The 12,377-nt window shown below is 70.7% G+C and carries 10 protein-coding genes; 6 read left to right on the top strand and 4 right to left on the bottom strand.

What is annotated here, in order from left to right:
• Positions 1 to 2 precede the first annotated feature (2 nt).
• Complete coding sequence (locus AC3RXZ_RS08105) at positions 3 to 1,034, bottom strand: LD-carboxypeptidase (RefSeq protein WP_243230822.1); 1,032 nt, start codon at positions 1,032 to 1,034, stop codon at positions 3 to 5.
• Between the two features lie 85 nt (positions 1,035 to 1,119).
• Between AC3RXZ_RS08105 and AC3RXZ_RS08100 the strand changes: the two genes are divergently transcribed.
• Both AC3RXZ_RS08100 and AC3RXZ_RS08095 read left to right on the top strand, forming a co-directional pair.
• Complete coding sequence (locus AC3RXZ_RS08100; RefSeq protein WP_243230820.1) at positions 1,120 to 1,326, top strand: AsnC family protein; 207 nt, start codon at positions 1,120 to 1,122, stop codon at positions 1,324 to 1,326.
• Between the two features lie 27 nt (positions 1,327 to 1,353).
• Positions 1,354 to 3,246 carry an ABC transporter ATP-binding protein gene (locus tag AC3RXZ_RS08095; RefSeq protein ID WP_491493690.1) on the top strand — a complete coding sequence of 631 codons (1,893 nt, stop codon included), beginning with the start codon at positions 1,354 to 1,356 and terminating at the stop codon, positions 3,244 to 3,246.
• A gap of 268 nt (positions 3,247 to 3,514) precedes the next feature.
• Here AC3RXZ_RS08095 and AC3RXZ_RS08090 read toward each other — a convergent pair whose 3' ends face one another.
• Positions 3,515 to 5,380: a phosphoenolpyruvate carboxykinase (GTP) gene (locus tag AC3RXZ_RS08090; RefSeq protein WP_491493689.1), complete on the bottom strand. Its 1,866-nt coding sequence runs from the start codon at positions 5,378 to 5,380 to the stop codon at positions 3,515 to 3,517.
• Between the two features lie 110 nt (positions 5,381 to 5,490).
• Here AC3RXZ_RS08090 and AC3RXZ_RS08085 point away from each other — a divergent pair, with 110 nt between their 5' ends.
• Entirely contained in the window at positions 5,491 to 6,933 is a 1,443-nt protein-coding gene (locus AC3RXZ_RS08085; protein ID WP_491493688.1) for a helix-turn-helix domain-containing protein, read from the top strand.
• Between the two features lie 27 nt (positions 6,934 to 6,960).
• Positions 6,961 to 7,611 (top strand): HAD-IA family hydrolase, encoded by a 651-nt coding sequence (locus tag AC3RXZ_RS08080; RefSeq protein ID WP_491493687.1) that lies wholly within the window; start codon positions 6,961 to 6,963, stop codon positions 7,609 to 7,611.
• 12 nt (positions 7,612 to 7,623) lie between these two features.
• Here the strand turns inward: AC3RXZ_RS08080 and AC3RXZ_RS08075 are convergent, their stop codons facing one another.
• Positions 7,624 to 8,682 carry a winged helix DNA-binding domain-containing protein gene (locus AC3RXZ_RS08075; RefSeq protein ID WP_491493815.1) on the bottom strand — a complete coding sequence of 353 codons (1,059 nt, stop codon included), beginning with the start codon at positions 8,680 to 8,682 and terminating at the stop codon, positions 7,624 to 7,626.
• Between the two features lie 149 nt (positions 8,683 to 8,831).
• Here AC3RXZ_RS08075 and AC3RXZ_RS08070 point away from each other — a divergent pair, with 149 nt between their 5' ends.
• Entirely contained in the window at positions 8,832 to 9,833 is a 1,002-nt protein-coding gene (locus AC3RXZ_RS08070) for a LacI family DNA-binding transcriptional regulator (protein WP_243230811.1), read from the top strand.
• Between the two features lie 13 nt (positions 9,834 to 9,846).
• The gene (locus tag AC3RXZ_RS08065) at positions 9,847 to 10,716 is read left to right on the top strand and encodes a glycoside hydrolase family 43 protein (protein ID WP_243230809.1); all 870 of its coding nucleotides are present in this window, start codon (positions 9,847 to 9,849) and stop codon (positions 10,714 to 10,716) included.
• Positions 10,717 to 10,722: 6 nt separating this feature from the next.
• Here AC3RXZ_RS08065 and AC3RXZ_RS08060 read toward each other — a convergent pair whose 3' ends face one another.
• Positions 10,723 to 12,372 (bottom strand): MGH1-like glycoside hydrolase domain-containing protein, encoded by a 1,650-nt coding sequence (locus tag AC3RXZ_RS08060; protein ID WP_491493686.1) that lies wholly within the window; start codon positions 12,370 to 12,372, stop codon positions 10,723 to 10,725.
• Between the last annotated feature and the right edge of the window lie 5 nt (positions 12,373 to 12,377).

The following is a 12,377-nucleotide window of genomic DNA, read 5'->3' as shown; positions in this document are numbered from 1 at the left end:
CTTCAGTACCTGGCGAACACGCGGCGCGCGGCTCCGTCCAGCACCATCGTGCCGCCGTACGGCAGGATCCACTGCGGCCGGGTGTGCCCGAACGGGACGCCCACGCAGACGACGGCATCGCGGTTGTAGCGCGAGACGGTCTCGATCACGGCATCCCGCTGCGCCTCGCGCAGCGCCAGGGCCTCCGCAGCGGAAGGCTGGAACTCGAAGTCGCTGACCGGCGGCCGCGCCACGACGACGCCCGCGACGGCCGCCAGGATGCCGCGCTCACCGAGCCCGCGCAGCCACCGCGCGACCCACCCGGCACTCGGCCGCTCCTCGCTCGTCTCAAGGAGCAGGATCGCCCCCTCCAGGTCCGACGCCGGCGGCAGTCGGTCGACCCAGGCCAGGCCGTCGAGCACCTCCAGGCATCCGCCCCACGTCCGTCCTTCGACGCGACGCTCGGGTCCCGCCCACGTCCAGGGTTCGGTCGGCGTGCGGTCGCCGTATTGGGTGAGGGCGCGCGGGTCCTCCCAGCGGCGTCCGACGTCCTCGGACTCCCCCGGCTCGGTGATCTCGAGCTCCCCGCCGTCCAGCAGCGCGGCCCGCAGGGAGCGCAGGTGGATGTCGTCCACGTCGGGTCCGGGGCCGAGGTGCACGGCCGTCGAGCCGCCGTGGTAGCCGGGGACGCCGAGACCCCACAGCCAGTTGAGGATGTTGGTGTTGTCGCTGTAGCCGACGAACGGCTTCGGGTCCGCCTGAGCCAGCTCCGGAGTCAGATGCGGCACCACGAGCATCTGGTCGTCCCCGCCGATGGTCGCGAGGATGGCCCGGATCGACGGGTCCGCGAAGGCCGCGTCGACGTCGGCGGCCCGTGCCTCGGGGCTCGCGTCGAGCAGCCGGGTGGTCGGATACTCCACCGGGATCAGGCCGGTCAGCGCCTGCAGGCGCCGCAGCGCCTGCTCGTGCAGCACGGGAGCGACCGCCGGCGCGGCGAAGGCGGGCGACAGGACGGCGACGCGGTCGCCCGGTGAGAGCGGGGAGAGCTGCAGCATCCGTCCAGTCTGCCAGCGGCGAACATCGTCAACAGGACTTGACGCGCGACCGCGGGTCAACATATGTTGACTTGCGGAGGTCCCCATGAGCATCCGAACCGCTGTCGCCACCGATCCCGAAGGCGAGCCGATCGCCGAACTGCACCGCCTCGCCGGCATCCGCCGCGAGATCGCCCGCGCCGAGGAGGCTCAGGTCCGCCGCGCGCGCCTGGGCGGATACTCGTGGCAGGCGATCGCCGGAGCGCTCGGAGTGACCAAACAGGCCGCGCACAGGAAGTACGGTCGTAGGTAAACCCTTCTCCCGAACTCGAGGTCACGCATGTCCCGCACGGCGCCCGCACGCCGACGCGGCCGTGGCGCGCCGCAGGATGGTCCGCGCGCCACGTTCCGCCAGCTGCTCCCCTTCCTCTTCGAGCACAAGCGCACGCTCGTCGTCGTCGCCGTGCTCAGCGTGTTCGGCGCCGCCACCTCGCTCGTGCAGCCGCTGCTGGTCGGCCAGGTGATCGAAGCCGTGCAGTCCGACGGCACCATCGGCGTGCTCGTGTGGCTGCTCGTCGGCTTCGTGATCGTGTCCTCGATCATCTCCGGCTACCAGCACTACCTGCTGCAGCGCACCGGCACCGCTGTGGTGTACTCCTCGAGGCGCAAGCTCATCGCCCGCATCCTGCATCTGCCGATCAGCGAATTCGACGCGCGCCGGACGGGAGACCTCGTGTCGCGCGTGGGGACGGACACCACGCTGCTGTACGCCGTGCTGACTCAGGGTCTGGCGGATGCCGTGGGCAACGCGGTCCTGTTCGTCGGCGCCCTGATCGCGATGCTCGTCATCGATCCCGTCCTGCTGCTGCTCATCGTCGTCGTGATCGGAGCGTCCGTGGTCGTGGTCGTCGCGCTCAGCGGACGGATCCGCGAGGCATCCACGGCGCAGCAGGTGAAGGTCGGAGAGCTCGCCTCCGGTGTCGAGCGGGCGGTCGGCTCGATCCGCACCGTGCGCGCGTCGGGCGCCACCGAGCGCGAGACGGACTCCGTGTCGCAGCTCGCGAGCCAGGCCTACGGCCTCGGCGTGCGCATCGCGAAGGTGTCGGCACTGGTCGTCCCGATCGCCGGGATCGCCCTTCAGCTTTCGCTGCTGGTCGTGCTGGGCGTCGGCGGATTCCGGGTCGCGGCGGGTACGATCTCGATCGCCGCGCTCATCACGTTCATCATGTTCCTGTTCATGCTCGTGATGCCGCTGGCGTCGACGTTCGGCGCGATCACCTCGGTCAACCAGGCTCTCGGCGCCCTCGGACGCATCCAGGAGGTGCTCGACCTGCCCCGGGAATCGGATGCCGACGTCGAGACCGCCGCCGCGATCGGTCGCGAGGCCGTCGTCGGCGATGCACCGGCGCTGGAGTTCCGCGACGTGCGCTTCCGGTATCCGGATGCCGTCGTGGCGGCACGACGGGCCGCTGCGACCGAGGTCCACGGCCTGCTCGTCGACGCGCATCTGGAGCGCGACCTCGACGAGACCGATCTCGATGCGGGCTCGGACCGTGAGGTGCTGCGCGGGGTCTCCTTCGCCGTCCCGCGCGGCGCCCGCGTCGCCCTGGTCGGCCCGAGCGGCGCCGGCAAGAGCACGGTGCTGGCCCTCATCGAGCGCTTCTACGATCCGACCGGAGGCTCGATCCGGCTGGACGGTCATGACATCCGCACGTACGCGCGTGCTGACCTGCGGGCGCGCTTCGGCTACGTCGAGCAGGATGCCCCGACGCTCGCCGGCACGCTCGCCGACAACCTCCGGCTGGCCTCGCCCGCGGCATCCGATGCGGACTGCGAACGCGTGCTGCGCGCCGTGAACCTGGGCGACGTACTGGAACGCGGCCCGCTGGGCCTTCACACCCCGGTCGGCGAGGACGGCGTCATGCTCTCGGGAGGCGAGCGTCAGCGTCTCGCGATCGCCCGTGCCCTGCTCACGGAGGCGCCGATCCTGCTGCTGGACGAGTCGACCTCATCGCTGGACGGCGTCAACGAGCAGCGCATGCGCGAGGCCATCGACGCCGTCGCCACCGACCGGACGCTCGTCGTGATCGCGCATCGGCTGTCGACCGTCGTGGACAGCGACCTCATCATCGTCCTCGAGGACGGCGAGGTCGTGGGCCAGGGGACGCACGCCGAGCTGATCGAGTCGACGCCGCTGTACCGGGACCTCGCCCGCCACCAGCTTCTCGCCTGACGCCGCGGCGTCGTCCCGTTTTCCCAGGCAATCCATCCCCTCCCAAACCGGACAGACCCCGTCTTGTTCGCGAGACCTCTCGTTATGCGCGTGAATACCGAGAGGTCTCGTCACTGCGGAGAGGTCTCACGGGGCTAGGGAGAAGTCTCGTGCAGACGGCCAGGGGCGTGAGGCAGTCGGGGGCGGAAGGACGCGACGGCGGGATGCCGGGAACCACTCAGCCATGGGTTCGTCCCCGTCATCCCGCCGTCGCGGGTCTGCGGTGCGCTCAGCTCGCGCGGTCGAGCCGGTAGCGCAACGAGGCGAGCTCGGCGCGCAGGGCCGCCGGCAGCCGGTCGCCGAACATGTCGTAGAAGCGCTCGATGCCCTCCGCCTCGCTCCGCCAGGCGTCCGGGTCCACCCGGAACAGCTCTTCGATGTCGGCATCCGGGATGTCGAGGCCGTCGAGGTCGAGATCCCCGGCGAGCGGAAGCCGGCCCAGCGGGCTGTCGACGGCGGCCACCTGCCCGTCGATGCGGCGAATGATCCAGTCGATCACACGCGCGTTGTCGCCGAACCCCGGCCACAGGAAACGGCCGTCGTCACCGCGGCGGAACCAGTTGACCTGGAAGATGCGCGGTGCGCGATCGAACCGCAGCCGGCGCCCGACGTCGAGCCAGTGGGCGAAGTAGTCGCCCATGTTGTACCCGCAGAAGGGCAGCATGGCGAAGGGATCGCGACGAAGTTCGCCGACCGTGCCCTCCGCGGCGGCGGTGCGCTCCGACGATATCGTGGACCCGAGGAAGACCCCGTGCGCCCAGTCGGTGGCCTCGACGACCAGCGGCACGTTCGTCGCGCGGCGCCCTCCGAACAGGATCACGTCCAGCGGCACGGCCTCCTCCCAGTCGTCGGAGATCTGCGGGCACTGGGCCGCGGCGACGGTGAAGCGGGAGTTGGGGTGCGCGGCCGGACGCCCGGATCCGGGCGTCCAGGCCTTGCCCTCCCAGTCGATGAGGTCGCTCGGCGGCGTGTCGGTCAGCCCCTCCCACCACACGTCCCCGTCCGGGCGCAGGGCGACGTTCGTGAAGATCGTGTTGCCCCACAGCGTCTCCACCGCGGTGACGTTCGTCGCCTCCCCGGTCCCCGGAGCGACCCCGAAGAACCCGGCCTCGGGGTTGATCGCCCAGAGCCGGCCGTCCTCCCCCGGGCGGATCCATGCGATGTCGTCGCCGATCGTCTCGACGCGCCATCCCGGGATCGTCGGGCGCAGCATCGCGAGATTGGTCTTGCCGCACGCCGAGGGGAAAGCCGCTGCGACGTGGTACGCCCGCCCGTTCGGGTCGATGATGCGGATCAGCAGCATGTGCTCGGCCAGCCAGCCCTCATCGCGAGCGATGACGGATGCGACGCGCAGGGCGAAGCACTTCTTCGCGAGGATGGCGTTCCCGCCGTATCCCGAACCGTAGGAGTACACCTCGAGCGTGTCCGGGAAGTGCACGATGTACTTCTCGTCGTTGCAGGGCCACGCGGTGTCCTGCTCGCCTGGTGCCAGCGGCGCCCCCACGGTGTGCACGGTGCGCACCCACGGGGCTCCGCCGGCGATCTCACGGGTCACGGCGTCGCCGACCCTGGTCATGATGCCGATGGATGCCACGGCGTATGCGCTGTCGGTGATCTGCACCCCGATGTGCGAGAGCGGGCCGCCGACGGCGCCCATCGAGAACGGGACCACGTACATCGTGCGCCCCCGCATGGAGCCGGCGAAGAGGACGTCCATCTTGGTGCGCATGGCCCCGGGCTCGGCCCAGTTGTTGGTGGGGCCGGCGTCCTCCTCGCGCTCGGAGGCGATGAACGTGCGTCCCTCCGTCCGGGCGACATCGCTCGGATGGGAGCGTGCGAGGTAGGAGCCCGGGCGCCACTCCGGGTTGAGCTTGATGAGCTTGCCCTCGTCGACGAGCCCGCGCAGAAGAGCGTCGTTCTCGGCACGCGAGCCGTCGACCCAGTGCACGGCGTCCGGCTGCGTCAGTGCGCGGATCTCCTCCACCCAGGCGCGCAGATCCGCCATCGCCGGGGTGTCGTACGTCGGCGCCTGCCCCAGCGTCCGCGCCGGCCCGGCCGGTGCGGTGCGGAAGGTGAACGTCTCAGCGATGGCCATGTCTGCTCCCTCGAAGAATCAGGTCGTTGTGACCATCCTGCGCCAGACACGCGAGGATTTTTCGACGATTCGGAACGTAAGAACAATGATTCTTTCAGTATGATCAAGGAATGAGCGGCTCCGGCATCCACCTCACCACCCTGGGTCATCGCATCCGTCACCACCGCACCGCCCGCGGCTACACGCTCGACGAGCTCGGCGCGCTGGTCGGGGTCGCGGGCTCCCAGCTCAGCCTCATCGAGAACGGCAAGCGCGAGCCCAAGCTCTCGCTCCTGCAGGCGATCGCCCAGGCGACGGACACCGAGGTCGCCGACCTCATCTCCGGCGAGCCGCCGAACCGCAGGGCGGCGCTGGAGATCGAACTGGAGAAAGCGCAGGCCAGCCCCGTGTTCCGGCAGCTCGGCATCGCCCCCGTGCGCGTCACGAAGGGCATGACCGACGAGACGATCGAGTCCGTGCTCGGCCTGCACCGCGAACTGCAGCGTCGCGAACGCGAGGCCATCGCCACACCGGAGGAGGCTCGCCGCGCGAACACGGAGCTGCGGCTTCGGATGCGCGCGCAGAACAACTACATCGGCGACATCGAGAAGCTCGCCGAGAAGCAGCTGCGCTCGGCCGGTCATGTGGGCGGCGCCCTGACCCACCGCACCGTGAGCATCATGGCGGAGAAGCTGGGATTCGAGCTGATCTACGTCGGCGACCTGCCGCATTCGACCCGCTCGGTGACCGATCTGGAGAACGGGCGGATCTATCTCCCCCCGGCGTCGATCCCCGGCGGCCACGGCCTGCGGTCGATGGCCCTGCAGGCGATGGCGCACCGCCTCCTCGGCCACACTCCGCCGACCGACTACGCCGACTTCCTGCAGCAGCGGCTGGAGATCAACTACTTCGCGGCGTGCTGCCTGATCCCCGAGACCGCCGGCGTGGCCTTCCTCCAGCAGGCGCGCAAGGACCGCAACCTCGCCGTCGAGGACTTCCGCGACGCGTTCGGCGTCACGCATGAGGCAGCGGGCATGCGCATGACGAACCTGATGACCGAGCACCTCGGGATGGCCCTGCACTTCCTCCGCGTCGACGAGACCGGGGCGATCACCCGGGTCTACGAGAACGACGGCCTCCCCCTGCCGATGGACGTGACGGGCGCGGTCGAGGGGCAGCGCGTGTGCCGCAAGTTCCAGGCGCGGGCCGCATTCGCGCAGCAGAACCGCACCACGGAGCATCACCAGTACACCGACACGCCGTCCGGGACGTTCTGGTGCTCGACGCAGACCGGATCCTCCAGCGACGGGGAGTTCTCCATCACGGTCGGCGTGCCGTTCGACGACGCCCGGTGGTGGCGGGGACGCGAGACGCCGGACCGCGCGGCGTCGACCTGCCCGGACGAGGCGTGCTGCCGCCGCCCTCCGAGCGAGGTCGCCGAGCGGTGGAGCGGCAAGGCCTGGCCGAGCGCCCGCGTGCACACCCACATGTTCTCCCCGCTCCCCCGCGGCGCGTTCCCGGGTGTCGACGACAGCGAGGTCTACGACTTCCTCGCACGGCACGCTCAGGAGTGAGCAGGACCTCCCCCGTACGCTGGAGGGATGACGATCACGCTGCACGCCCGCGCCGCCCTGCTCGACATGGACGGCACGCTGGTCGACTCGACGGCGGTGGTCGAACGGCTCTGGCTGGAGTGGGCGCGACCGCACGGCCTCGATCCCGAGACGGTGCTGCGGACCGTGCACGGCAGGCAGGGGCACCAGAGCATGGCGCTGCTGCTCCCCGCCCGAGACCACGCCGTGAACCTGGACGAGAACCAGCAGATGCTGCAGCGCGAGAGCGAGGACGTGGACGGCGTCGTCGAGATCGCGGGAGCCGCGGCGTTCCTCAGCGCACTCGCACCCTTCCCCCACGCGATCGTGACCTCCGCCGACGTCCGCCTCATGACGGCGCGGATGGGGGCGGCGTCGCTGACCGTTCCCCGGCTCGCCGTGACCGCGGAGAGCGTGTCGCGCAGCAAGCCGGATCCCGAAGGCTTCCTCCGCGCCGCGGCGGAGTTGGGGATCGAAGCCTCGGACTGCGTCGTGTTCGAGGATTCCGCGGCCGGGATCCGCGCGGGGCAGGATGCCGGGATGATCGTGATCGGCGTCGGTCCGCACGCTCCGTCGTTCGGCCCGGCGCATCACGTCGACGATCTCACTTCCGTGCGGATCATCGCCTCCGGCGACGGCTTCGACGTCCTCCTCGGATGACGGCCGCGTGCGTCATCCCGTGACGAACGCGGCGTAGCGAGCAAGGGCGGCTGCGACGTCCTCGTCGCGGAGGTCGGCGAGCAGCTCGGCCGTCGGATGCTCGGTGTGCCGTCCCAGCGCCGTCGACTGTCGCCATGTGCCGACGATCAGCCCGTCGGCGAGCAGGATGGGTCGGACCATCCCGTTCTTGCCCGGTCCGACCGCCGCGAACGCCTCCGGCGTTCCCGCGTGCGACCGATCGGCATAGGAGATGTAGTACTCCTCGAAGGACGCGAGAGCGAGGACCTCGCCGGTCGCGCGGCGACGAGGACGCGCCCGTGCGACGTACACGCCGTCGTCCACCTCATCCAGCCGTGCGACCGCCGAGGCCGCCGCCGCTCGGGCCGCCGTGAGCGTGAGACCGGACCACCACGCGAAATCCTCGGCCGTCGCGGGGCCGTGACCGTCGATGTAGCGGGCGAACATCTCGGCCGCCGGATCGTCGGGCACGTGCGCGTCGGTGATGTGCTCCTCGGCGAGCACGAAGTACTGCTCGCGGCTCACGCCGTCGGGGCGCGGGACGACCGGGCCCTGGCAGATGATCCCGCGGATGGCGAGGTCGCCGATGGCGTGCGCGCCGCGCTGCCCCGTCGGGTCGACCCCGATGCCGGAGAGCACGTCGAAGAACTCCGCCCGCGTCAGGGCGTTCCCGCCGCGCAGAGCGACTCGCGCGGCGCGTTCGATCCGTGCGAGCACGTCGGCATCGAGTCCGAGTTCGCGCAGACGCGGCGCCTGCGCGCGCTGCTGGCGTTCGCCGGTCACCCGCAGCATCCAGGCGAAGTCACGGGCCGGGACGATGTGCAGCGTGCCGCGCTGCGTCCAGGCGCGGATCAGGGTGCCGTCGTCGAACAGCGCGTCGACCGCGCGCATGGTCGGAGCGCCCACGGTCCGCGTGGCCAGCGCCCAGCGCCCGCCCCAGAACTCCTGACTCTGAACGGCGAGCAGGTGCGAAGCCGCGTCGGCGACGGTCGGAGCGGGAGCAGTCAGTCGATGGGATCGCAGGCGCTCCGCGCGGAGCTTCGCTGGCGTCATCACGGCACCATCATGGCGGATGCCGGGGACATCGCAGGCGCGCAGGGGGTCCTGGGCGCGTCCTCGCGCCGGAGAAAGCGGTTTCAGCGCTACACTGATCCCCGGAAGCACGCGGCCGGCGGACGGCCGGCGGGAAGGGGGCGGGCGCAGTGGCTCGACGATCGAGTGCGACGACGATCAGCTCGGTCGCGCAGGCGGCGGGGGTGTCGCCGGCGACGGTCTCCCGCGTGATGAACGGACGGTTCTTCGGCGAACCGCAGATCGCGGAGCGCGTGCGGGCCGCTGCTCGGGAACTCGACTACTCCCCCAATCACCTCGCGCGCAGCTTCGCCATGGGCCAGACGAACGCCATCGCCTTCCTCGTGCCGGACCTGTCGAACCCCACGTTCCAAGCCGTGCTCACGAGTCTCAGCAAGGCCGCGGCCGAGGACGGATACCGGGTGCTCGTCGCCGACTCGGCCGAGTCCGCCGAGGACGAACCCGTGCTGGCCGCGGAGATACGCCACCGCTGCGACGCCCTGGTGCTGTGCGCACCCCGGATGACGGATGATGCCCTCGGCACCGCGACGTCGACGCTCGGCCCCGTCGTCGTCCTCAACCGCGCGAGCCCCGCTTCCTCCGCGCCGACGCTGGCCGTCGACTCGCGGGCCGGCTTCGAACGCCTCGCGCACCATCTCCACGCTCTGGGGCACCGCCACCTCGCCTACGTCGAAGGTCCGGAGGGTCCCGCTAACGAGAATCGCCTGCGCGGCATCGACGACGTCCGGAATTCCGTCGGAGACCTCACGGTCGACCGCATACCGGGTGGTGCCAACAGCCAGAGCGGGCTCGATGCCGTGGACGCGGTGACGCGCACCGGCGCGACCGCCGTGCTCGCCTTCAACGACCTCGTCGCGATCGGACTGCTGCACGGACTCACGAAGAAGGGGATCCGCGTACCGGAGGACATCTCCATCACCGGATTCGACGACATCCCCTTCGCCCGCTTCATGTCTCCGGCGCTCACCACGGCATCCGTGCCGCACGAGGCGCTCGGCGCTCTGGCGTGGAACCGCATGCGCTCGCTCATCGACGGCGAGACACCGGACCACGACGTGATGTTCCAGCCGCGGCTCGAACTGCGCGAGTCGACCGGCCCCGTCCGGCGCTGAGAGGACGACGCCGATGAGACTCGACGACATCCAGATCCGCGACCCCTTCGTCCTGCGCGAGGGGGACGGCCATTGGCTGTTCGGCAGCACCGACCCGAACATCTGGGACGGTCCGGCGACCGGCTTCGACGCCTACTGGAGCGCGGACCTGGAGACCTGGTCCGGTCCCTTTCCCGCGTTCCGCCCCGACCCGGATTTCTGGTCCCGGACGCAGTACTGGGCGCCGGAGGTCCACCGATACCAGGACGCGTACTACCTGTTCGCGACCTTCACCGCACCCGGCCGGCACCGGGGCACGCAGGTCCTGCGCGCCTCCTCGCCACAGGGTCCCTACACGCCCTGGTCCGACGGGCCGCTCACGCCGCACGACTGGGAATGCCTCGACGGCACCCTGCACGTCGAGGACGGCGTCCCCTACCTCGTCTTCTGTCACGAATGGAAGGACGTCGGCGACGGCGAGATCCTCGCCGTGCGGTTGAGCGAGGATCTGCGGACTCCCGCTTCCGAACCCGAGTTGCTCTTCCGCGCGTCCGCCGCCGCGTGGGCACGGCCGATCCCGAGACCGGAGTTCCCGCTCGTGTACGTGACGGACGGCCCGTCCCTGCATCGCACGGCCGACGGGCGGTTGCTCATGCTGTGGTCCAGCTTCGGGGAGTCCGGATACGCGCTGGGAGTCGCGACGTCCTCTTCCGGCGGCATCCGAGGCCCGTGGATGCAGGCGGAGACGGCCCTGTGGCCGGCCGATGGAGGACACGGCATGATCTTCCGTGATGCCGAGGGCACACTGCTCCTCGCCTTGCACACTCCCAACCGGACTCCGCATGAGCGCGCCCGGTTCTTCCCTCTCGACGAGACGCCGGACGGACTCCGCCTGCGCGGCTGAGTGCGATCAGTCGAAGACGGGCGCTATGCTCGCGACGCCATGCCGACCGTCGAGCCGCCCGTCCCGGAGCTCGAGGATCTCATCGGGCGCCGCGTCGAGATGCGTCCGTCTGCCGTCGATGACGAGGTCCCCGCCGACGCGGGCGGAGCCGAGGCCGACGATCCGCCACGGCACCCCGGACGGATCGGTGATGACGCGCCACCCGCGCGGGAACGAGAACGCGAGCTCGCCGTCTCGATGCACGTCCACCCGGTCGTCATCGGCGGCGAGCTCCCAGAATCCCCCTGCCGTGCGACGCGCTGTCGCGACCGCCGAGGCCGCGGCGCCGAGGCCGAGCCGCGTCGGAGAGGCGCCGGAGAACCACAGGTCGCCGTCGTCCGCTTCGCGGATCCCGGACCAGCGCTCCAGCGCATCGAGGAACCAGAGGATCGACGGCGAGTACTGCGTGGTGAACCCGGCCTCCCCGGTGAACGGGTCCAGGCACTGCGGGAACCGGTCCGCCGCGGCCAGGGCGGCCAGTACCGGGGCGGACGCGGCCGCCAGCTCGGCCGCGTGGCCATGGTGCTCGAATGCGTCGGGGGCGCGAAGCAGACTCAGGAAGTTGACCGGCCCTCCCCACGAATTGCGCGACGCATCCCGGTCGAAACGCGGATCATCCATCGCGATCGAGGTGAAGCCGTAGTGTGCGAGGAACTTCCGCGTGTTCAGCAGATAGCGCTCCAGGCTCTCCGCGAAGAACGCCTCGTCACCGATCTCGCATGCCAGCACCCGCAGCAGCACGTCCGAGGCGATCCGCACGCTGCGCCCGTTCCGGTCGCGGTCGTAGAACAGGCCGTCCTCGGCGTGAAAGCACTGCTCCCACAGAGCCGCCGTGCTCTCGCGTGCGGCCGCTCGCCAGCGTTCCCCGTCCTCGCCGAGTTCGTCGGCGATGCGGCCGAGGTAGGCGCGCTGACAGGCGACGTTCGCGGTGAGATCGGGCGCGATGTACGGCAGGAGCGCAGAATCGGGATCGCACTGCTGCGCATCGCCGTGGGGGCAGCGATCCGGTGCGAACCAGAACCTGGGCGAGAGGTCGTGTCCGGTGTCGAACGTGCAGAACGCCTCCACCGCGCCGGTGCCGCGGGTGTCGCGATGGCGTGCCAGCCACTCGTCGCCCCGGACCATGGCGTCGTACATCCTCCGGAGGAACCCACGATCGCGCCCCGAGGCCAGATAGTGACGCCACACCACGCGGGCGAGCGGTGTCACGATCTGGATCTGGCTGAACGCCGGGCCGTCGGCGGTCACCTTGTAGGGCAGGAGCCCGTCGTCGCGCTGGTGCTCCGCGAACTGCAGGAGCGTCTCCCTGGCGACGTCCGGAGCCCAGTGCCGGAGCACGTCGGCGCTGATCGACCCCGTGCTCTCCAGCCACGTCCCGGGATACACACCGCCCTCGAGGAGCACGGGCTCGGTCCCTGATGTCGAGCCGATACTGGCGCTCAGCTCGGCGAGCGCGCGGTGCCAGCGCTCCTCGAGGGGTCCGCCGACGGCCGCGAAGCGGACCTCGGCGGTGCGGATGCCGTCCGCGAGCGGAGAGCCGGCGATGCCGGCCCGGGCGATCGGGTCCGCCTCTCGCAGTCGCTGCAAGGCGTCGTCCCGGGCCGTCATCGTCTGCATCGCCG

It is taken from the genome of Microbacterium cucumeris, from assembly GCF_058349845.2.
The sequence above is the reverse complement of the archived record's forward strand: the minus strand, read 5'-3'. Positions and strand labels throughout refer to the sequence as shown.

What these genes read in the sequence shown, in the direction of transcription:
- AC3RXZ_RS08085 (WP_491493688.1), top strand. Translation starts at nt 5,491, where the DNA reads ATGAGCGGCTCCGGCATCCACCTCACCACCCTGGGTCATCGCATCCGT.
- AC3RXZ_RS08090 (WP_491493689.1), bottom strand. Translation starts at nt 5,380, where the DNA reads ATGGCCATCGCTGAGACGTTCACCTTCCGCACCGCACCGGCCGGGCCG.
- AC3RXZ_RS08075 (WP_491493815.1), bottom strand. Translation starts at nt 8,682, where the DNA reads ATGACGCCAGCGAAGCTCCGCGCGGAGCGCCTGCGATCCCATCGACTG.
- AC3RXZ_RS08100 (WP_243230820.1), top strand. Translation starts at nt 1,120, where the DNA reads ATGAGCATCCGAACCGCTGTCGCCACCGATCCCGAAGGCGAGCCGATC.
- AC3RXZ_RS08065 (WP_243230809.1), top strand. Translation starts at nt 9,847, where the DNA reads ATGAGACTCGACGACATCCAGATCCGCGACCCCTTCGTCCTGCGCGAG.
- AC3RXZ_RS08080 (WP_491493687.1), top strand. Translation starts at nt 6,961, where the DNA reads ATGACGATCACGCTGCACGCCCGCGCCGCCCTGCTCGACATGGACGGC.
- AC3RXZ_RS08095 (WP_491493690.1), top strand. Translation starts at nt 1,354, where the DNA reads ATGTCCCGCACGGCGCCCGCACGCCGACGCGGCCGTGGCGCGCCGCAG.
- AC3RXZ_RS08105 (WP_243230822.1), bottom strand. Translation starts at nt 1,034, where the DNA reads ATGCTGCAGCTCTCCCCGCTCTCACCGGGCGACCGCGTCGCCGTCCTG.
- AC3RXZ_RS08060 (WP_491493686.1), bottom strand. Translation starts at nt 12,372, where the DNA reads ATGCAGACGATGACGGCCCGGGACGACGCCTTGCAGCGACTGCGAGAG.